A 20073-nucleotide genomic window follows, 5' to 3' on the forward strand; every position below is an offset into this window, starting at 1 on the left:
CTGTGTGATTTGAGGGTATATAGATAGAAGGCGAAAAATTGAACATCCATTTTCAAGATAGGAGAAGCGTATGGAACAGACAACCCTTATAAATTTGATTGTGCTTTTGCTGTCCAGCTTGCTGCTGGTCGGTGTGCTGACTACCAAATTTTCCAGCCGTTTCGGTATGCCTGCGCTTGTTTTGTTTATTGCCGTAGGTATGGTGCTTAGTCAGTTTATTTATTTTGATAATGCCTTTATCACACAGCTGGTGGGCATTCTCGCGCTCATTGTAATCTTGTTTGAAGGCGGGATGCAGACAAAGTTTGCAGACGTTAAGCCAGTTATTCGACCTGCGTTATCATTATCAACGTTAGGGGTCATCATTACGACCGTAGTCATTGGCGTATGCGCCAAGTTTATTTTAGGCGTAAGCTGGATGGAATCCATGCTGTTTGGCGCTATTGTCGGATCGACGGATGCGGCAGCCGTGTTTTCCGTTCTAGGAGGTAAAAACATCAAAAAACGAATTACCTCGACGCTCGAAGCGGAATCCGGCAGTAATGACCCGATGGCTGTATTTCTCACGGTAACATTGATTGAGCTGATACATCACCCTGAGCAATCCATTTGGATACATATCTTGTTGTTTTTATGGGAAATGGGTTTTGGTTTAGTCGTTGGTTTTGTACTTGGACGTATAGGTGTATATGCGATTAATAAAATGAATTTTGATTCATCCGGTTTGTATCCTGTAATGGCGCTGGCATTTGCAGTCTTGACGTATGCAGCGGCATCGTTACTGGAGGCAAGCGGATTGCTGGCGGTTTATGTCATGGCCATTGTCTTGGGAAATTCCGACTTGACCTACAAGCGATCCATTATTCATTTTAACAATGGTTTCGCCTGGATGGTGCAGATTATGATGTTTGTCCTGCTCGGCCTATTGGTCTTTCCTGATCAATTGCTGGGCATTGCGTGGCAAAGCTTGGCGCTCTCCTTCATCCTCATGCTCGTGGCTCGTCCAATAGGCGTGTTCCTAAGCTTGCTTTTTTCCAGGTACTCTGTGCGCGAGAAGACACTGTTATCCTGGGCAGGACTGCGGGGGGCGGTACCTATTGTACTAGCAACCTATCCTTTACTGGATGAGATGGATGTAGGACCCTTGTTTTTTAATGTTGTATTTTTCGTCGTGCTCACCTCTGCGATCATTCAAGGTACAACTATTTCGTGGCTAGCGGTGAAGCTTGGCTTGATGGACCCTAACGAAACATCGTCTCCTTCATTGCTGGAATTAGTTTCTCTGGGGAAAACCACTTCGGAAATCAACCACATTCAGGTACAAAAGGGGATGTCGATAGCGGGCAAAGCGATTCAGGATATACAGTTGCCTGAAGATATTTTATTCACAGCCATAATTCGGAACGAGCAAATTATTGCCCCTAGAGGCACTACTGTAATTGAACCAGGCGATACATTGTATGTGCTTAGTCCCAAACTCAAGCGACAGCAGATGAAAGAACTGTTCATGCTACTCGAACCAGAGGCTGCTCCGTAAAAAGCGTAGAGTACCCTTAATTACAGTCCTTCACATTCATGTGGAGGACTTTTTCCTGTGTTTTTTTCAGAGTGGATGAATCTGTTAAAAAATTGACACTATCATTCTACAAAATTAGTTTATGATATTGTCGTTAGATGTCGCTGCCTATCGTTACGGATCATTTGATGGGCAATAGTGATGAATAAGATAGAAGTCACCAATAACAGGAGAGATGATGAATGAAACCGGAAGTCTTGCCACAGCGTGCAGCAGCTCGCAGGCAGAAAAATAGAAAAAAGAAACGAAAAGGAAAATTCGGTCGCTTTATACTGCGACTTTTTATTGTATTCCTGTTAGCAGGAATAGGGGGTGGTGCGTGGTTGTTCCTAACGTCATCTGGCAAGGACATGCGCTATTTGGCTGCGGATACGCTGATCACGACCCAACATCGTCACTGGGCGAAGTACTTTATCGGTGAAGCAGAGGCGAAAAAACGTGTGGCTGAATATTCGGCCCGTTTTGAAGCGATGGGTGAGGAGAAGGACAGACATACAATCAATCTGCCTGATCTGATACCGACCAAAGTACAACAAACGCCGCTGGTTGAGGTGGAAGAGGTATCGGGGCGTAACTATCATGGCTATGTTATGACGGTTCATGACCCCACTAAAATTCGGCTCGGGGTTCCTTCCAAGGTCGGCCGGGGAGAAAGGGTATCTAGTATGGTCGAGCGTTTAGGGGCTGTTGCTGGCGTAAATGGCGGTGGCTTTGCCGATCCCAACTGGAATGGGAATGGTTTTAAACCGATTGGCGTTGTCATTTCCCAGGGCGAGATATACTACAATGATATGGGCAAAAATGCCTCTGTTCAAATCGTAGGTATTGATAAACAGGGAAAAATGATAGCCGGTCACTATTCGTTGTCTGAGTTGTCCAAAATGAATGTGCAAGAAGCGGTTACTTTTCAACCACGCCTAATCGTGAATGGGAAAGGTCTGATTCGCAATGCAAGCGAGGGGTGGGGAATTGCTCCCCGTACCGCAATGGGACAAAGAGCAGACGGGGCCATTATATTCGTGACCATCGACGGTCGTCAGCCTGGGTACAGTATTGGTGCCAACTTGTATGATATGCAAAATATTTTGCTTAAACACGGAGCGGTTATCGGTGCTAATCTGGATGGAGGTTCTTCAACGGTGCTCGTCAAGGATAATGCCATTGTGAACAAGCCTTCTTCTGAATACGGAGAGCGGTATTTGCCGACTGCGTTTCTCGTATTTGAGCATCCAGAGACTGTTAGTATCCCGAACATATGGGAAGGTCTGAATCCTGGAGACATTGACGCAGCCAAAAAGAGATAGATCAGGAATGAACAAGTTCATTAAGTGAACGGAGACTGATGACCAGCCAGAGATTCATGGTAAATTAAAAGAAGAAATATACGAGGGAGATCTGGCGACAGCGCGTGATGCGTTAATTCGTTTAGGCAGACGTTCTGTCCATCCTTATATCGAAGCGCATTTTCCCAATACTGAGCTCCTGTCGAGTGTCTATATGTTCCCTCAAGGCGAAGCATTGCGCTATTTTACAGTGGGGATGTGCTGAGTCTAGTTGAAGTGAAGGACGGTTTTCCAGTTGTCACCTATCAAGGGTATGTGGGTGCTCCCTTTGATAAAACATTTACAATGGAATACGATCCGCTGGAGCGTTTTTTGGTGAATAAAGCCAAAAATCAGTGGGGAACTTATCCGAAAATAAATAAGCCCCTGATCTACAAGTTTACTACAGGATGGGGAGACAGCAGTACTACTTTCTATGGGCGTATTACTACGCTAAATAAAGATGAACTGCTGGGTACTACGGGTGATCCCGTAACTGGACTCCCGGCTAATACCAAACAAATTATGAAAACCTTCAAGCTGCCGTGGGAATCGCGTACAGATGCCCCAGCAGGCGATGGAATAAGTTAAGAGCAGCAATAGTAAGGAAAATTTAAAAAGCGCGTATCGTTGAAGTAAAGATACTTCCCGGTACGCGCTTTTTTAGATGGAATTTGTACTTTTGTTGCTTCATGCTTGCTTAAGTATCTATTAGGCCTAGTCACAGGGTTGCTGTCATAGACCGCAAAGTAGCAGATAAGTGGAGAGATGATATGAGAAAACAGGAGCAAAGTGTATGCTCCTTATGTTGTTTCTAGGGTCCGCTTCTGAATAGCTCTGTATAAAGAACCTTGTGAAATACCAGTGCCTTCTATAATTTCTTTTACAGAGTATTCCTTACTGTCATACATTCGTAGGGCCAAGGCTATTTTATCCTTGTCGACTTTCGGTCTTCCAAGCTTTTTCCCACGCTTCTTACTTGCTTCCAATCCTTCTTTTACTCGTTCAGCGATGAGATTCCGTTCCAATTCAGCAATCACACACATCATTTGAAACATAGCCTTTCCTGTTGATGTTCGTGTGTCCATATTCTCTTTTAAGGAGACAAATTGTACTCCTATATCTTCAAATTCTTGAATGATACTTAAAATATCGAGCGTTTTACGACCCAGACGTGAAATACTCTCTACTACAACAATATCATTTGCCCTAATCACATTCATTAAATTCTGCAGACCTTGACGGTCTTTCACTGTACCAGTGAATTTTTCATCAATTATCTTTTCGCAGCCATATTCCTTTAGCATGCTAAGTTGTCTGTCTAGGTTCTGATCAATCGTGGAAACGCGGGCATGGTTTTTGGTAATGTAGTTGTAAAAAAAGAGATGTCGTATGTGCTTGAAGGTGATTAAATGACCTCTCAAACACGTTAGTTATTCAAGAAAAGGGCCAGATAATTGAATAACACTTGGTGGTTAAATTGGATATTTTACACATAGGTTGTTTTCTTTTGGATACCCATTTAGGTACCTAACATTCAGTAGTAGAAATTTGACTGTTTGCACTTCACTTTGGTAAAATTATATGTTAAAGAATTATTATGTAACATGGTTTAGATATCGTACCAGTTTGTGCATATATTCTGATTAGAACGCAATAATATAATGTAGAATAGGTGGAATATCATGAATACTAATCATGATTTTATGGATCATTGGTTAACCATAGACTCTATACAAAATAAAATAAAGAAAGAATTGGAGAATGTCCTGCAAGCGGAGTACAGCTTATCTTTAAAAGAATTCTACGTACTCTACTACCTTTCCAAAGCACCAGACAAAAAGCTCAGATTACAGCAATTGCAAGAGATGATCGGTTTAAGTCAGAGTGCGCTTTCTAGGCTAGTAGGTAATATGGAAGCGAACAGCTGTGGTGCATTAGAAAAGCATGTTTGTACAGATGACCGTAGAGGTTCCTATACTCGCCTAACTGACTTAGGTGAGAAGAAACTACAAAGAAGTTTAGTTTCTTTCCGAGAAATACTAAAATCATATCTCTCTACGGTTAATGTTGAAGGATTAATGAAACAGTTAATAGAAGAGTTATAAAAATTCCTAATCAGTCAAAGTACTCATTTTTCAGATGGAGTACTTTGACTTGACATGGAGAAAATTTAGCGTTAAATTAAATGCATGTGTCATGCATTTAATTTAAATAAAAAGGAGTTTTTTATCATGGAACATTTATTTAGTCCTTATAAGATAAAAGGATTGGAGTTAAAAAACCGTATTGTGATGTCTCCAATGTGTCAATATTCGGTTGAAAATAAAGATGGGATCGCTACGGATTGGCATTACCTGCACTATGTAAATAGAGCGATCGGTGGAGCTGGATTTATTATGATTGAAATGACAGATGTTGAGCCTGATGGCCGTATTTCAGACTTTGACTTAGGATTATGGTCAGACGAGCAAATCCCTGCTTTAGCAAGAATTGTAGAAGCTTGCCACCGTTATGGAGCAAAAGTTGGTATTCAAATCGCTCACGCTGGACGTAAAGCAGAAGATGCTGCTGTGCCAGTTGCACCTTCTGCTATTCCATTTGATGAAAATTCAAAAACACCTAGAGCTCTTTCAACAGATGAAGTGAAAGAAATGGTAGAAAAGTTTCGCAAGGCCGTACAGCGCGCAGTAAAAGCAGGATTTGACACAATTGAAATCCATGGTGCTCATGGATATTTAATTCATCAATTCCACTCTCCTTTAACAAATAAAAGAAATGATGAGTATGGAAAGGATCTAACTAAGTTTGGCCGAGAAATTATTGAAGCAGCCAAAGCTGAGATACCAGAAGATATGCCGTTAATGATGCGTATATCTGCTAAAGAATATGTAGAAGGTGGATATGGAATTAACCAAAGTATAGAGTTTACAAAAGAATATCAAAAAGCAGGAGTAGATATCTTTGACATCTCTTCAGGTGGTGAAGGTCCTATTGCTGCTTGGGGAAAACCTGGTACGCATGCTGCTTATCAAGTACCACTAGCTCGAGAAATTAAAAAAGCTCTCAATGTTCCGGTCATTGCAGTTGGAAGATTGGATGCCCCTGCATTGGCAAACGCTGTTATCGGAAATGAGGAGGCAGACCTTGTAGCTGTTGGACGAGGAATGTTACGAAATCCTCATTGGGCATTAGAAGCTGCAGCTACATTAAAAAAAGAAACGACTGTGCCTACACAGTACGCAGATGGTTTTAGAAGATAAGTTGAAATGACAAAAGATAAAAACCTAAAGGAGGAGTATAAAAGATGTCATATATTCAAGACAAAGTAGTCATTATTACAGGATCTTCAAGTGGGATTGGAGAAGCAACAGCGATTCATCTTGCGAAGAATGGAGCTTCTGTCGTTCTAGCTGCCAGAAATGAAGAGAAACTAAAAAATCTAGCAGAGCGAATCAATAAAGAAGGGGGGAAGGCTTCTTACAAGGTGACAGATGTTACCGTCAAAGAAGACGTTCAATCTCTCGTAGACTTTACAGTAGATAAATTCGGAAGAGTTGATACGTTAATTAACAGTGCAGGGATGATGTTGTTCTCCATGTGGGATAACGCTCATGTAGACGAATGGGAAACGATGATTGACCTTAACGTAAAAGGTGTGCTGTATGGAGTAGCTGCGGTCCTACCTCATATGAAGAAACAAGGAAGTGGACAAATCATTAATGTAGGTTCTATTGCCGGTCATGCGATTGGTGAAGGTCATGGTGTGTATAGTTCTACGAAGTATGCAGTAAGAGCAATTACCGAAAGTCTACGTAAAGAGGTATCGGTCAAACATAATATTCAAGCTGTTTTAGTCTCACCAGGTGTCATTGCAACTAATTGGCAGGATACAGTGACAGATGAAGATGTAAAATCTGTACTGGGAGAATTAAATAAGGTAGCTATTGACGTAGACTATGTAGCTGAAACAATTGGATTTGTGGTTAATAAGCCTGCGAACGTCATGATTAATGATGTGATTGTCACACCTACAGCACAGGAATGGTAATGAGGTAATTTGAAAGAAAGACTTCTGATTACGAAAGAAAAGAGAGGTAATTTACCCCACTTGATTTTGTCTATAAGAATTAGCCAATAAGTTTTTACACTTATAGTTTGTTTTAAATTGAATAGAGTAAAATAATATCAATATGGTCAGACCATGTTAATATCATTTTTATCACTATAAGATAAATACTCATTTAAATTCATTTTTGGGGAGGTTTTTTCATGAAGGTATTAGTAGTAGGAGCTAATGGTCGAGTAGGTTCACATCTTGTTGATAAACTAGTTGAGAACGGACATTTTGTTTACGCAGGAACTAGAAGGGATAACCTCACAAGCAGTTCGAACAATGTTCGCTATGTTCATATAGATTTATTAGCGAGCCCTGAAGCAATAGCTGAGAATATGTATGATGCAGAAGCTATTTTCTTTGTAGCTGGTTCTAAAGGAAAAGATTTATTGAAGATTGACTTAAATGGTGCTGTTAAAGTGATGCGCGCTGCTGAGCACAAGAAAATAAAAAGATTTATCATGCTTAGTTCAGTTTTTGCCCTAAATCAAGACAAGTGGAATCAGTCTTTTCTAAAAGATTTAACAAATTATAATATTGCTAAACATTTTGCTGATCATTGGCTAATTAATAATACCAAGCTAGACTATACAATATTACAGCCTGGTGTTTTAAAAGAGGAGCCTGGATCTGGAAAAATAGATGTCAATATTGATTATCCTGGTGAAAATTCTATAGAAAATGTAGTGGATACGTTAGTTCAGAGTTTGCAAGACCCTAATACCATCGAAAAAGTCATCACAATGAGCGATGGTAAAACTCCTATATCAGATGCTTTGCGGAATTTATAAGAATAGCTTTTATATGTGCTAATTAAATAAAACGAGCCTGGGTTAGAAAACTTTATTATCGTTAAACGGACTATTTATAACTTAAGGGGGATTTAGGAAAAATGAGCAAAACAGCAATAAAAGATTACGATGAGATTATTAAAGTAGTGAATAAGTATATAGAAGGTCTTATTTCAGGGAACAAAGAAGTAGCAAAGCAAGCTTTTCATAAAGATGCAACTATGTACGGTTACAATACAACTGATGGCTTTCTAGGAGGACCTATTCAAAACTTATGGGACTTTATGGATAAAGCTGGTCCTGCAATGGATCTTAAATCAAGGGTTGATATTCTAGATGTTGAAGGAACGATTGCTTCTGTTCGTATAAGTTTAGAGAATGATGCATATGGCGAATCATACACTGATTTTCAGCAATTACTTAAACTAGACGGTGAATGGATCATTATTTCGAAGTTATTCCATCTGCATTCGTAAAAAGTAATTTCCAAATAGAATCATAAGCCTGTCTCAAAAATAGAGGACTGTCCACTGTTTTTGAGACAGGAATTAAAACCTTTTAAACAGTCAGATCGGTGATAATTATGGGTAAAAAAGCAGGACAAAACCAATGTAATGCGAATCCTAGACAAGAAGAAGATTACGTATAACTACTATTCCTACGACAGTACAAAGCTTAATTTTATTGATGTCACCATTTAGATGATTATTGGCTTGTCTAGTTAGTGTTAGCTAAAAATTACGGGTAACTTTAAACGTGGTAACATTCGGAACTTTCGGTCTATTAGCCTTTATAAATGTAAGAGTTTTCATAAAGGGTCCAGAAATAAAAAAGCCTGATATACAAGAGGGGATGGTGAGATAATCCTCTTTTTTCTTTTTATTGAACTAAAAGAAGGAAATTTACGGTATTCAAAGGTTTTAGAATATCTTATAATTTAAAAAACAGGTGTAGATTTGAAACAAAGTACCGTTTATAAAAAAGATGTACCGTTTTAATGAAAGTTATACCGTTTGCAAAAAAGTTACGATGCTTTACCCCTTTGGATAAGATTATCTAAGGGGTGTTTTTTAGTGAATTGAAAAGTACATCTGAATTAAAAGGTGAATTAAGGAACTGTTGAGTGACGACATAGTTGTTCCGTTAAAGGGCCAGATTGTGGAGCAAAACTTTTAAAGGGAATTGGATATTTAAATTAAAGTGTAGAAGCAAATAATTGTATAAAGAAATCCAATTAACTTCCTTAAATAACCATTTGTTTTATTTTCGAATTAATATATAATAATGCTAATTAATCTAATTTTATTTAAATTCTATGAAGAGAAAGAGTACGTTATTGTTTCTGTTCCAAAGAGAGCTGGTGTTTTGCTGAAAACCAGTGTTCAGATAATAACCGAAAATCATCTCTGAGAAGTAAAGCCGAATGTTTAGTAAGCTTTATCGGTATCCACCGTTACAAGGGACAACGTATGATTGTACGTTTGTAAAGGGTAATAAAGTGTTATTCAAACATTTTATTAAACAAGAGTGGTACCGCGAGTTTCAATCTCGTCTCTTACTGAGACGGGATTTTTTTTTTAGGATGTTTTTTTTACAATAAGAATTTTAAGAAAAGCAGGTGAAGGCGTAATGAAGACGCTACTATTTGTAACAGATTTATATTATGAAGCAAAAGGAAGAAACTATTATGAAGAGGATTTATTTCTTACTTCTAAACTTAGAGAAGCCTTTAATTTGGTCATCTGTCATCCTGAAGATATCGAAGCATTTGAAGATCATGCTGATTTAATTGTTTTCCGAAATGCAGGTCCAGTCGCAAATTTTAAAGACAAATATGAAGCGTTCCGCAACCGAATTGTTTCTAAACATTTAAACACATATAATTCGTTTGATGGGAAGGCTGATATGAACGGAAAAGAATATTTAATAGAACTAACAAATGCTCATTTTCCTGTTATTCCAACGATTGATACGCTTGATTCCCTAAATAAACTCCCTAATGTAGACACGTATATCGTAAAGCCGAAAGATGGAGCAGATTCTATCGGGATGGAATTTGTTACGAAAGATGAATTGAGTGAAAAAGTTAATTCAGAATCGAAAAATACATTGGTACAACCATTTATCAATTTTGAATATGAAGTCTCATTTTATTTTATCAACAAAGAATTTCAGTATGCTCTTTATGCACCGGATAAAGATAAAAGATGGGAATTGAAAGAGTATGTACCTACGGAAGAAGATTTAGCTTTTGCTAAACGTTTCATCGACTGGAATAATCTTGACTGGGGGATTCAACGAGTTGATGCCTGTCGAAGCGAACAAGGGGAGCTTTTATTAGTCGAATTAGAAGATTTAAATCCCTATCTTTCCTTATTAGAATTATCTGAAGAGACACGTCAGAATTTTGTAGAAGCAATGAAAAAATCATTACAAAAAGCTCTTCAGGTTTAAATTTTTACTGTTCTTATAGAACTATACCAGCTAATATAAGCATCTTAGTTATTCCATTATAGGGCGCGATTGTGGAGTATCAAAGGTAGAAAATGATCAAACTTTTTTATAAAACCGAAACTTAAATCTGTAGAATAAGAATCCATTTTGATCAATCTTTTTTTCAAAGTGGATTCTTATTATTTACCGTAAAAAATACGAGTTTGTGAGGTGTTTTTGATCAAACTTTATTTCAAAGCAACACTTTTATGAAATTTTTAGATTGATTGGAATTCTCTTATTCATATTTAATTTAAATGTCCCATATGGATTCACATGGTTATAAAATAAAGGTGTTAATCCTCTAAAGTCTTCGGGAGTCATCCTCTTTAACCAATACTGATTGTTATTATAGAGAATCTCTTGAACCATTAAAGTATTGATATAAACTAAGCAGTTTTGAAGCAATTGGAGCGATAATGCAGATACTTCTTGGTCTTCTAGAGAATTGAACCGAATTTCGCTATTCTTTCCATAAAAAATGTAATTGTTAACAGAATTCCAATGTTCAACGGTATTTAGTCCTTCATGGATTTCTCTACGAACTTCCTCAAAATGCAGATAATCACATAAGAAAATGGTTTTTATCGCTTTCCCTAACTCACATAAAGCTTGGTAAGTCGGGTGCTTCGTATCTCTCGTAAATCGCTTTAAAATAGCTTCTGCTGATGCAGTTCCTAACCGTAAAGCAGTCGCAAACTTAATGATTTGCTAATACTGTTGACGGATGAGATCCCAGTTAATGGGCCTACTTAATACAGGTTGTAAGTGAGGATATTCCTCATTCATTCCGGCTTCAGGACGATATAATTTTTGAGAGCCAATATTTTTGAAGCGTGGCATCAGCTTAAAATCAAGCAAATGACAAAAGGCAAAAGCAACGACACTTTGTCCATGCGTGTCTACATAATTTCGGTCTATTTCCATGTCTGTACAATGACGAAGAACACCCTCCATCATGGCTGCAACTTCGGAGGAAAGACAAGTTTTAAGCTGAGAATAGATACATGCTGACTTGCGATCTGTATGCCAATATATCATGACTCCATGTCTTTTATAACGAGGATGCCATTCAGTAAGAAGGTTTTGATCCCACGATCCAAAATGTTTTGAATCGGAAGCGCAGGCGGTAGTAGCTTCCCCCCACACCTCTTTTATTCGATGGTAAATGATTTGCTTGGTAACCTCTGCATTGGCTTTTCGCAAGTGATCTTTATGAATAAATTTATTACGGATATACTGAAGTTCACGATAGCTATCTTGGTTATTTCCAGCAGAGACAGCTTTTAATCCAAATAGACTGAGAAGTAGCCGACGTTGAATCGTTTCCTCATCTAAAATAGACCGGTCCGCTGTAGTTTTAAAGTGCTTGGTGAATCCAGTATGAAAGTCTGTTTCTTTTAATAAATCTAAGAGGTTGATATTGGACCAACGGTTTCTGATCTCCTGTTTAATCATAGACAAATGTGGAGGTTCGGGCTGCTTTTCTAGCGGGGTAACACGAATCCATCCCTTGTTATTTCTGCTGGTAATCGCAACTTTATCGTTGCTCTTATCTTCAAAGCCTTGGTTCAGTAAATAGAGCTTATCTTTCATCAGTTGTATAATGTCCGAAATAAAAGGCTCTACATCGAGTGGCGCTTTTAGCGCTTGGAAATATTCTTCTTTGTGTTCTTCAAAATCTTGGGGCAGGTCTTCATCAGGATTTCGATATCGGTCAGCGCCCTCAATCCAGATTTCCTTACACCGAAATCGCGTGCGAAGGGATTGTAAAACAGCAATCTCATAATTAATTCGGTTAACTCTCTCTATCCCCTTGCTATCTTCCTCAATAATGATATCCTTCCACTTAGGCTGAATGACTCCTTCAATAGGAACTTCGTCCCCAACTGCAAAAAAACGCTGACCACTTTCACTGTATTCTTGAATAAGTTGAAGAGCTTCAATGATAGGTTGATGGGATAGATTATTAGACTTAAACGTAAGGTTTTTTAGGATATCACAGAGAGCTCTCCTATAGTGCCCTCGATAGGAAGAGTGCATCTTTATATAAATTTTTTCTTTGTATTCTCGGTTGTTTCTTGTCATGTCTTTAATAATATCCCGAATGGTGGAAGAGCTTACGATTGGATATAAAGTATCTTGAATGATTCCATCTGGATGATCAACTGTTGCTTTTAATAAGTTGAGAATGTGTTTATTTTTCCCCTGTACTTTTTCTAACTCTGCCACTGTTTCATTACGGGTTGTATTCTTTGCTTTATTTCCAAACTTAAGCGTGATTTCATCTAACAAATCAGCTAAATAATCGATGATTTCAGCTTGGCGATGCCAAAATAAAATAGCAAGTAAGGTGTAGCGAATAGGCATTGGGTGTACACGCAATTCTGTTACTGTCTCAGTAGCTGCACGAAGCCGATATTTCTTTATTAATTTTGGAGTCAAATGATGAAATAAACCATCTGGAATTTGAAGGTGTCGAATAGCCAATAATTTCTTAACTTCCATCTCCATTGTATTGACACTTGGTTTACGAGGGGAAGAAAGTAGGTGCCGAAAAGCTAAAATGTCCCTTTCCTCTTCATCAGATTCCCCCTTATCATGGGAGTCTAATAAAGAATCTAATCGAGCGCATGTCTTAGAAGATAATTGCTGATAGGTTTCTTGGTAGAAACCCTTTTCAAAGGTATCAATAGCAGAATCAATTATTCGGTTCAATCTCCCGGCAGAAGGTGGTTCAACTTTCCACTTGCGAAAAAGACTATATGCTTGGTTTTTTAAATAGTCTGTATCATGTGTAAATGGAACCTGTTCTACTAACCATTGTTCTAAACGTTCATTATCTTTACGGGTAAGTTCCTGAAAACCGAAGAAGTCTCGAATTTGCTTTCTATGGTAGGTGTAATTCCTTTCTTCAGCTCCCCAACGATATTGGTCGAATAGATCAGGAGACAGCTCGAGTTGCTTTGCAATATACTCAACAACAGGCCTTGGTATGTCACTTCTTTTGGTTGGGAATCTAGCCTCATGCTGAAAATACTTTAATAACACCGTAAAACCAAGACGGCTCGCACCAGTTTTGTTACCGATTAATTTACGCTCGATGTTAACCAAAATAAAATGTTCTAACAGCTCGTCTTCTGTCCAACTCCTCTTCATGTCTGTCTCTCCCTATATATGTAATATTTTTACCTATACTGTTAGTTTAGGTAAAAATAAACATTAAAAAGCCTTATTCGGCCTATATATTTTACATATTAATATCTACTTTGCGGTCTATGACAAGAACCCTGTGATCAAGCCTATTAGGCGTCATTTTCTGCTTCGAGAAATACGGAAATCAGGATACGGGCGTTGTTTTCACCCACGTTTTTGGCATAATGGGGGATAGCTGCCCTCCAGCTAAAGGAATCTCCTGCTTCCAAAGTAGCTGAATCCTCGCCTTGCTCCACGTATACCGTGCCCTCCAAGATAAAATGAATCTCATCCCCCGCATGAGCATGCTCCTCTTCTGTAGATGAGCCTGGCGGCATGTCCACCAGCATCATTTTAACGTTTCCTTGCCCCCCCAAATGATCGACCTGGAGGTTGTTTTTACCATATAACGTTTTACGACGCTCGTCCTTACGAATCACTTGCATCCGTTCCTCTTCTTTAAGAAGCAGAAAAGCAAGGGGAACCTTAAGCGCATTTGCGATACTGTCCAATGTTGCGATGGAAGGGGAGGTTTTATTATTTTCTACTTGACTCATAAACCCTTGCGATAGTCCGGTTCGTTCACATATTTGCTGGATGGATAAATTTTTACGTTTACGAGCGGCGCGTATGTTGCATCCTATACCCATAGAGCGTTCCTCCTTTAAGGGAATATAATGTATACTAATTTATTATTTATAATACCAAATAATTTGTTGACAGACTACAGTTTCTTATGATAAATTCACACTACAAAATAATTATTTCTATTACTAATAATTCGAGTTTGATTCACACTAATGTGGTGCGGCAGAGATTCAGACAGTATTATTTTTTTAACCAAATTATTAGTAATATAAATTAATTATTCATATGCACTTGTATGAGTGTAATAAACAAACAGAATGGAGAGATAAACATGAGTTCAGCAAGCAAAAACATTTCTACAATTATGCGGATGGCGCTGGGAATTTTGTTTTTGGCACACGGAATTGCTAAATTCCAAATGGGGTTGGGTAATGTAGCAGGCTGGTTTTCCAGCATTGGCGTTCCAGGATTTTTAGGTTATGTCGTTGCGGTGATTGAGTTGGTCGGTGGGATTGCATTGATTCTTGGATTGCTCACTCGCTATGTATCTGGGCTTTTGGTTATTGTTTTGATCGGCGCCATTTTTACAGCAAAATTGTCCGGCGGGTTGATGGGGAATGGTCAAGGCGCTGGCTATGAGCTGGATATTGCTTTTATTCTGGTAGCTCTTCATCTGGTATTTGCTCCAACGACTCGATTGTCTCTGGATTCTTTGTTCAGCCGTCGTGAGTCAACCAAACAATAATTTTTGATTAGCTTTAGTCCTCCAATCCATATAGAAAGAGGGAAATCTCATGACAGCACATATTCATGACAACACCAAAATCGGGCAGGTTTCATTAAAGGTTAGTAACTTGGAGCGTTCTATTCAATTTTATACAGAGGTCGTTGGTTTTCAGTTGCTGCGTCAAACGGCGGATACCGCTGAATTGACTGTCGATGGGAAGCATGCGCTACTGATCCTTAACTATATTGAAAATGCAGTTATTCTGCCGCGTCAATCTGCTGCCGGGTTATATCACTTTGCTATTCTTCTCCCAAACCGTGTAGCTCTGGGCCTGTCTTTACGTAATCTGCTGGCTCATGAGATTGAAATCGGACAGGGAGACCATGATGTAAGTGAAGCTCTATATATCCATGACCCTGATAATAACGGAATCGAAATCTATGCAGATCGTCCCCGTGATCAGTGGAAAAAGGATGCAAATGGATTTTACATGATGGGAACAGATCCCGTGGATGCAGAAGACTTGGTTGCGATTTCCGAAAATCTACCTTGGCAGGGACTACCGCAGGGAACGGTAATCGGGCACGTCCACTTCCATGTGTCTAATTTGCTCAAAGCACAGCAATTTTATTGCGATGTGCTTGGCTTTGACATTACGTGCCGGTATGGCTCTTCAGCCTTGTTCGTTTCCGCAGGTGGTTACCACCACCATATGGGCTTGAATATATGGGCAGGTGAAGGAGCACCACCAGCTCCTGAGCACGCTGCAGGATTGGATTATTTTGAATTGATCGTACCGGATCAGAATGAATTGGATGCCATTGTAGCTCGTTTAGAGGCAGCAGGCTATGGAATGCAAGAACGCGATGGCGCCAAGTATGTAGCTGATCCGTTCCGCATTCAAATTAAACTGATTAACGGTCAAATCTCGTAACATAGAAGACACGCAACAAAAAAGGGTATTCCTATGAGCCGTAAAGGCTGGGAATACCCTTTTTTTCGTATACTTAGAACAAGCTCCAGTCCAAATCCCGAGACATCTTCTCCAGCAAGTGTACACCGGCTGTACTGTTGCCCATACGGTTCAGAGAAGGTCCAACCAGTCCAATGCCATATCGTCCGGGTACCATCGTCATAATACTGCCTGATACGCCGCTTTTGGCAGGTAGTCCGACTTGAATGGCGAATTCCCCTGAAGCGTCATACATGCCGCATGTCGTCATAAATGTTTTGGCGATCTGTACATAGCGGCGGGGAATCAGCGGTATACCTGTCACCGGATCACGGCCGTTGTAAGCTAGTACAAGTCCCATACGTGCTAAATCTGTACAGTTCAATTTGACAGCACAATGTCTGAAATAAACTTCAAGCACATCCTCCACATGACCTCTTAAAATTCCTTTTTCCATTAGAAAATAAGCAAGGGAACGGTTCAAATGGCCTGTAGCTGATTCTGAATCGTAGACATCCTGATCATATTCCAATGTGTCATTGTGGGTAAGCAGGCGGAAAAATTGGAGAACACGGGCAAACTTCTCTTCTGGGCTGTTCCCGCGAATCAGAGAGGAGACTGCGATCGCTCCGGCGTTAATCAGTGGGTTAAACGGAATACCCGGCTCGACCAGTTCTAGCTTTAGCATGGAATTAAAACGGTCTCCGGTAGGCTCCATACCCACCTTAGAGAAGACAACGTCCTCTCCATTATCCATCAAGGCCAGAATGAGCGTAAATACCTTTGAGATACTTTGCATCGTAAATTGGATTTCCGTATCCCCGGCCACTACGGTTTCACCCGCACCGTTCATTACAACAACACCCAGCGCGTCGGCTGGTGCTTTGGACAGTTCGGGAATATATGCTGCTACCTTGCCATGAATATACTCATGACGGCTTTGTTCTACCCATTCCGGCAGTTTGGTCTGTAATCTCTGCCACTCCGATGTCATTTCTTTTCCTCCAGTCAAGTAAGCAATCTGTGGTATTTTATTGTAGAGTAAGAAGTGATAGCTATACGCCTATTCTAAAGATATTTCTGGTCGAAAGACAAGTTTGAATTGAATTAGATAAAAGGAGGCAGTGACTTGTTGTTATCGCATAATGAACCGAATTTTGATGAAGACTACGATGAGGTTATTAAGGGTCGAAGACTTAGAGGTTTTGTACATAGTGTACTGGAGCAGGTTGCAGCCTTATCAGACAAAAATCCTGAATGGGCTAATCCTATATTAGAGCAGTGGGCAAATGATGTGGAAACGAGCCGAAATGAGCGTCTGGAGCATGAGCGCACCCGGGAGAGGCATGTGCATCTATTGTTTTCTCAGTCTGCCGCAGGCTCGATGAAGGGAGGACTTTCGGGTGCAGGATTGCGGCTTGAGAGTATCGTGCTGTCTTTTAATGATCAGTTTTCCATAGGACCATTGTGGAGGCTGGAAACATTAGAAGGACAAGAAAACCGTCACGGCTGGTTGGCTGAACGGATGATGCATTATGAGTTTTTCCATTACGCCAATTGGGAGCACCGTATTGAACAGATGATGGTTACCCTAAGTGAAATTCCAGATGAGAAGTCGATCACGATTTGGTGTGGCTCTAATGCTGACGAGCAGGTCGGATTACGCTTTGTATTATATCTCTTGCGCAAAAGAGCTACACCTATTCGGGTCATTAATGTCACGGATACCTTGGAGCGGGAGCCGGATGATCATTTATATAATGAGAGTCCATTCCCTTTATCCATGGGCGTGGTGCATTCGAAAGAAATCGAACGGTTCATTAAGCGAAGTGAAGATGAACTTTATGTGGTGTGTATGGAAGACCGACGTCGATACGAACGGGAGTGGTTGGAGCTTAGCGAGCAAGATAGTGTCCTGAGATTATGGGACAATGACCGTATTGTCCATGTGCCGGAGGATTATTTGGATCAGGCCTTGCTGGATATGATTAGCAAGATACAGTTAGCGGATAATCTGGGATTTGTGAACACCGGAAAAATAATAGGTCAAGCTTTAACGCAGTGGTCGCAGCCAAGAAGCGATACTTTTTTGGAATACCGGATTCAATATTTGATCGCCCATGGGAAACTTGATTTTCAGGGGATGCCGGGAATGATGAATCGTTATGCTGTGAGAATAAAGGAGTAAAGCAAAAAGTGATCAAATAAAAACTGCCGATGGGATCGGCAGTTTAGTTTAAAGACCTTCTGATGTATCAGGTTGATTCATCAGAGGGTTATTTTGCTATGTACTTGGAATCAATAGTAGCTGCTTGAATTCAATGAACTTATGATAGCAGGCAACAGAGCAACAGCCATAATGATATAGATCACGATTACAATAGCGGCCCAAAGAAGGCCTGCTTTAGCATAGTTAGCTTTGCTCGGATTAGTCGAGCCGCTAAATGCCCACACAAACAGCATAATAAGTCCAACTACCGGTATAGCCATCAAAAGTAAACTGATCATCCACTCCTTGAATGATACAGGAGGCGGGTAAACAGGGGCTGGCCTGGATGGTGCTCCTTGCTGATTGTTTTGCGGGTTAAACTGGTTAGTCAATTAGATCTTCTCCCTACGTGTTTAGTATGTTGTATTTCCTATATTGACCAAAACATCATACATGATATGACAATAAGCAACAAGTAAAATTCAGTAAACAGTCTAATAGTACTATCAAACGATTGAAAATAGGTCTATACACCCTATTGACGAAGCACTTTTTATATATTATTGTATTGATATTAACATTTTGTTTTTATCAATTGATTCAAATTAAAAATCACAGAAAGCATTCGTCACTTTTGAATCAAAAGCGACGAATGACCCATATATGAACAGGTAGGTGACGCAAGTGACAGATGGATCGAAACATAATCACAGTGGCTTGACGGAAGAGGAGTTCTTGGCCGCTTATGATGCGAAGGAATATGAGCGCCCATCCGTAACGGTAGATATGCTGCTATTTACGGTAATGGATCAGCTCCAACAAAATTACCGGAAGCTACCGGAGAAGACCCTCCAGCTTCTTTTGATCCAAAGAGGGGAGCATCCCTATATAGGGCAATGGGCGTTGCCGGGTGGTTTTGTAGGTATAGATGAAAGTCTGGAAGAGGCTGCACGACGCGAGCTTAAAACGGAAACGAATGTGGATCAGATTTATATGGAGCAGCTATATACTTGGGGAGATGTGGCACGTGATCCTCGTATGCGGGTAATTAGCTGCGCTTACATGGCATTGGTGGACCACGATTCCTTGGAGGTACAGGCGGGGGATGATGCCGATGATGCCCAATGGTTTGAGCTGGATTACAGCGTAGCTCAGGAGACGCGGACGAATCAGCCGGAAGGTTACACATGGGAACAAGACATTGACATCACATTGAAGCATGGGGACATCCATCTATCAGCCAAAGTAAAAATAACTGAAATTCTTAAGGGAAGAACCATTGAAATCAAGCGAGAGGTGCTGGAGTCACAAGGAATTGCTTTTGATCATGCCAAAATTATTGCGTACGGTATAGAGCGTCTGCGCAGCAAAATAGAATACACAGATATCGCGTTTCACCTGATGCCAGCTCTATTTACACTGAGTGAGCTTCAGCAGGTGTATGAAATTATTCTAGGTAAGGAGCTGTTGGCCGCAGCTTTTCGTCGTAAAATAGCTGATCTCGTGGAAGAAACCAATGAGTATAGAAAGGCAGCTGGACATCGTCCGTCCAAGTTATACCGATTTAAGCCTCGGTCGCGTTTTATGTAGCATAGGAATATGAAATGAGGAATCTTCATGGAAAAGTTTACATTTTTTTATCGCAGTCATTCGCCATTTTCGCAATGGTATCCTTCTGATTTTGTCGTGGATGGATTGGAGTTTAACTGTGCCGAGCAATATATGATGTTGAAAAAAGCACAGCTTTTTGGGGATGAAGAGGCGGCCTTGAAAATTATGCAAGCCCCTACCCCAAGGGAGCAAAAAGCCCGGGGCCGCAGTGTGCGCGGATTTGACCAATCCTTGTGGGAGGCAAATTGCCGGCAATTTGTATATGACGGTAATTACGCCAAGTTTACACAAAATCCGAATTTGCTCAAGCACCTGCTTAAAACGAAAGGAACCACTCTGGTTGAGGCTAGTCCGACCGACACCATTTGGGGTGTAGGCTTAGCTGAGAGCGATGCTCGTATACGGAACCGCAAGCTATGGCGTGGCACGAACTGGCTAGGAGAAATATTGACAAATTTACGTGAGGATGTATTGCAAAAGGAGGAATAGTCA

General features: G+C 40.2%; 18 protein-coding genes, 1 pseudogene and 1 other annotated feature. Of the genes and pseudogenes, 14 read left to right on the top strand and 5 right to left on the bottom strand.

Annotation, left to right across the window (positions count from 1 at the left end; genetic code table 11):
• Window positions 1-70 precede the first annotated feature (70 nt).
• The 3 genes from MKX59_RS13870 (at window position 71) to MKX59_RS13880 (ending at window position 3489) form a co-directional block, all read left to right on the top strand.
• Window positions 71-1537: a potassium/proton antiporter gene (locus MKX59_RS13870; RefSeq protein WP_023988873.1), complete on the top strand. Its 1467-nt coding sequence runs from the start codon at window positions 71-73 to the stop codon at window positions 1535-1537.
• A gap of 221 nt (window positions 1538-1758) precedes the next feature.
• Window positions 1759-2880, top strand: a complete 1122-nt coding sequence (locus MKX59_RS13875; protein WP_023988872.1) for a phosphodiester glycosidase family protein — start codon at window positions 1759-1761, stop codon at window positions 2878-2880.
• A gap of 237 nt (window positions 2881-3117) precedes the next feature.
• Window positions 3118-3489, top strand: a complete 372-nt coding sequence (locus tag MKX59_RS13880; RefSeq protein ID WP_256703687.1) for a hypothetical protein — start codon at window positions 3118-3120, stop codon at window positions 3487-3489.
• Between the two features lie 212 nt (window positions 3490-3701).
• Here MKX59_RS13880 and MKX59_RS13885 read toward each other — a convergent pair whose 3' ends face one another.
• Window positions 3702-4265 (bottom strand): recombinase family protein, encoded by a 564-nt coding sequence (locus MKX59_RS13885; protein ID WP_034095184.1) that lies wholly within the window; start codon window positions 4263-4265, stop codon window positions 3702-3704.
• A 318-nt stretch (window positions 4266-4583) separates the two neighbouring features.
• On the opposite strand from MKX59_RS13885, the gene MKX59_RS13890 reads away from it, so the two are divergent.
• From MKX59_RS13890 to MKX59_RS13915, 6 genes are all read left to right on the top strand, one after another.
• The gene (locus tag MKX59_RS13890) at window positions 4584-5006 is read left to right on the top strand and encodes a MarR family winged helix-turn-helix transcriptional regulator (RefSeq protein WP_023988869.1); all 423 of its coding nucleotides are present in this window, start codon (window positions 4584-4586) and stop codon (window positions 5004-5006) included.
• Window positions 5007-5132: 126 nt separating this feature from the next.
• Window positions 5133-6161 (top strand): NADH:flavin oxidoreductase/NADH oxidase, encoded by a 1029-nt coding sequence (locus MKX59_RS13895; protein ID WP_023988868.1) that lies wholly within the window; start codon window positions 5133-5135, stop codon window positions 6159-6161.
• A 44-nt stretch (window positions 6162-6205) separates the two neighbouring features.
• On the top strand, window positions 6206-6949 hold the full coding sequence (locus MKX59_RS13900) for an SDR family oxidoreductase (RefSeq protein ID WP_023988867.1): 744 nt from the start codon (window positions 6206-6208) through the stop codon (window positions 6947-6949).
• Between the two features lie 221 nt (window positions 6950-7170).
• Entirely contained in the window at window positions 7171-7806 is a 636-nt protein-coding gene (locus MKX59_RS13905) for an NAD(P)H-binding protein (RefSeq protein ID WP_071558682.1), read from the top strand.
• A gap of 101 nt (window positions 7807-7907) precedes the next feature.
• The gene (locus MKX59_RS13910; RefSeq protein WP_023988865.1) at window positions 7908-8282 is read left to right on the top strand and encodes a nuclear transport factor 2 family protein; all 375 of its coding nucleotides are present in this window, start codon (window positions 7908-7910) and stop codon (window positions 8280-8282) included.
• Window positions 8283-9112: 830 nt separating this feature from the next.
• Window positions 9113-9365 (top strand) — a binding site (T-box leader).
• Window positions 9366-9435: 70 nt separating this feature from the next.
• Complete coding sequence (locus MKX59_RS13915; protein ID WP_023988864.1) at window positions 9436-10260, top strand: hypothetical protein; 825 nt, start codon at window positions 9436-9438, stop codon at window positions 10258-10260.
• 246 nt (window positions 10261-10506) lie between these two features.
• Here MKX59_RS13915 and MKX59_RS13920 read toward each other — a convergent pair.
• Both MKX59_RS13920 and MKX59_RS13925 read right to left on the bottom strand, forming a co-directional pair.
• Window positions 10507-13458: pseudogene (locus MKX59_RS13920) on the bottom strand (Tn3 family transposase).
• Between the two features lie 146 nt (window positions 13459-13604).
• The gene (locus MKX59_RS13925) at window positions 13605-14144 is read right to left on the bottom strand and encodes a helix-turn-helix domain-containing protein (protein WP_023988862.1); all 540 of its coding nucleotides are present in this window, start codon (window positions 14142-14144) and stop codon (window positions 13605-13607) included.
• A 269-nt stretch (window positions 14145-14413) separates the two neighbouring features.
• Here MKX59_RS13925 and MKX59_RS13930 point away from each other — a divergent pair, with 269 nt between their 5' ends.
• A complete protein-coding gene (locus MKX59_RS13930; protein ID WP_028541642.1) occupies window positions 14414-14827 on the top strand; it encodes a DoxX family protein in 414 nt (137 codons plus the stop codon).
• 49 nt (window positions 14828-14876) lie between these two features.
• Complete coding sequence (locus tag MKX59_RS13935) at window positions 14877-15743, top strand: VOC family protein (protein WP_028541641.1); 867 nt, start codon at window positions 14877-14879, stop codon at window positions 15741-15743.
• Window positions 15744-15816: 73 nt separating this feature from the next.
• On the opposite strand, the gene glsA is transcribed toward MKX59_RS13935, so the two are convergent.
• Complete coding sequence (glsA, locus tag MKX59_RS13940; protein WP_028541640.1) at window positions 15817-16755, bottom strand: glutaminase A; 939 nt, start codon at window positions 16753-16755, stop codon at window positions 15817-15819.
• 135 nt (window positions 16756-16890) lie between these two features.
• Between glsA and MKX59_RS13945 the strand changes: the two genes are divergently transcribed.
• On the top strand, window positions 16891-17949 hold the full coding sequence (locus MKX59_RS13945; protein ID WP_028541639.1) for a DUF1835 domain-containing protein: 1059 nt from the start codon (window positions 16891-16893) through the stop codon (window positions 17947-17949).
• Window positions 17950-18059: 110 nt separating this feature from the next.
• On the opposite strand, the gene MKX59_RS13950 is transcribed toward MKX59_RS13945, so the two are convergent.
• Entirely contained in the window at window positions 18060-18362 is a 303-nt protein-coding gene (locus MKX59_RS13950; protein WP_023988858.1) for a hypothetical protein, read from the bottom strand.
• Between the two features lie 292 nt (window positions 18363-18654).
• On the opposite strand from MKX59_RS13950, the gene MKX59_RS13955 reads away from it, so the two are divergent.
• Both MKX59_RS13955 and MKX59_RS13960 read left to right on the top strand, forming a co-directional pair.
• Window positions 18655-19560 carry an NUDIX hydrolase gene (locus MKX59_RS13955; RefSeq protein ID WP_071558683.1) on the top strand — a complete coding sequence of 302 codons (906 nt, stop codon included), beginning with the start codon at window positions 18655-18657 and terminating at the stop codon, window positions 19558-19560.
• Window positions 19561-19587: 27 nt separating this feature from the next.
• Window positions 19588-20070, top strand: a complete 483-nt coding sequence (locus tag MKX59_RS13960) for an NADAR family protein (protein WP_023988856.1) — start codon at window positions 19588-19590, stop codon at window positions 20068-20070.
• The last annotated feature ends 3 nt before the right edge of the window (window positions 20071-20073 follow it).

It is taken from the genome of Paenibacillus sp. FSL R7-0340, assembly GCF_038002205.1.
Taxonomy (GTDB): domain Bacteria; phylum Bacillota; class Bacilli; order Paenibacillales; family Paenibacillaceae; genus Paenibacillus; species Paenibacillus polymyxa_B.

Bases quoted from the DNA above. Each gene is read 5' to 3' on its own strand.
- MKX59_RS13870 (WP_023988873.1), top strand. From the start codon at position 71: ATGGAACAGACAACCCTTATAAATTTGATTGTGCTTTTGCTGTCCAGC.
- MKX59_RS13875 (WP_023988872.1), top strand. From the start codon at position 1,759: ATGAAACCGGAAGTCTTGCCACAGCGTGCAGCAGCTCGCAGGCAGAAA.
- MKX59_RS13890 (WP_023988869.1), top strand. From the start codon at position 4,584: ATGAATACTAATCATGATTTTATGGATCATTGGTTAACCATAGACTCT.
- MKX59_RS13895 (WP_023988868.1), top strand. From the start codon at position 5,133: ATGGAACATTTATTTAGTCCTTATAAGATAAAAGGATTGGAGTTAAAA.
- MKX59_RS13900 (WP_023988867.1), top strand. From the start codon at position 6,206: ATGTCATATATTCAAGACAAAGTAGTCATTATTACAGGATCTTCAAGT.
- MKX59_RS13905 (WP_071558682.1), top strand. From the start codon at position 7,171: ATGAAGGTATTAGTAGTAGGAGCTAATGGTCGAGTAGGTTCACATCTT.
- MKX59_RS13910 (WP_023988865.1), top strand. From the start codon at position 7,908: ATGAGCAAAACAGCAATAAAAGATTACGATGAGATTATTAAAGTAGTG.
- MKX59_RS13915 (WP_023988864.1), top strand. From the start codon at position 9,436: ATGAAGACGCTACTATTTGTAACAGATTTATATTATGAAGCAAAAGGA.
- MKX59_RS13925 (WP_023988862.1), bottom strand. From the start codon at position 14,144: ATGGGTATAGGATGCAACATACGCGCCGCTCGTAAACGTAAAAATTTA.
- MKX59_RS13930 (WP_028541642.1), top strand. From the start codon at position 14,414: ATGAGTTCAGCAAGCAAAAACATTTCTACAATTATGCGGATGGCGCTG.
- MKX59_RS13935 (WP_028541641.1), top strand. From the start codon at position 14,877: ATGACAGCACATATTCATGACAACACCAAAATCGGGCAGGTTTCATTA.
- glsA (WP_028541640.1), bottom strand. From the start codon at position 16,755: ATGACATCGGAGTGGCAGAGATTACAGACCAAACTGCCGGAATGGGTA.
- MKX59_RS13960 (WP_023988856.1), top strand. From the start codon at position 19,588: ATGGAAAAGTTTACATTTTTTTATCGCAGTCATTCGCCATTTTCGCAA.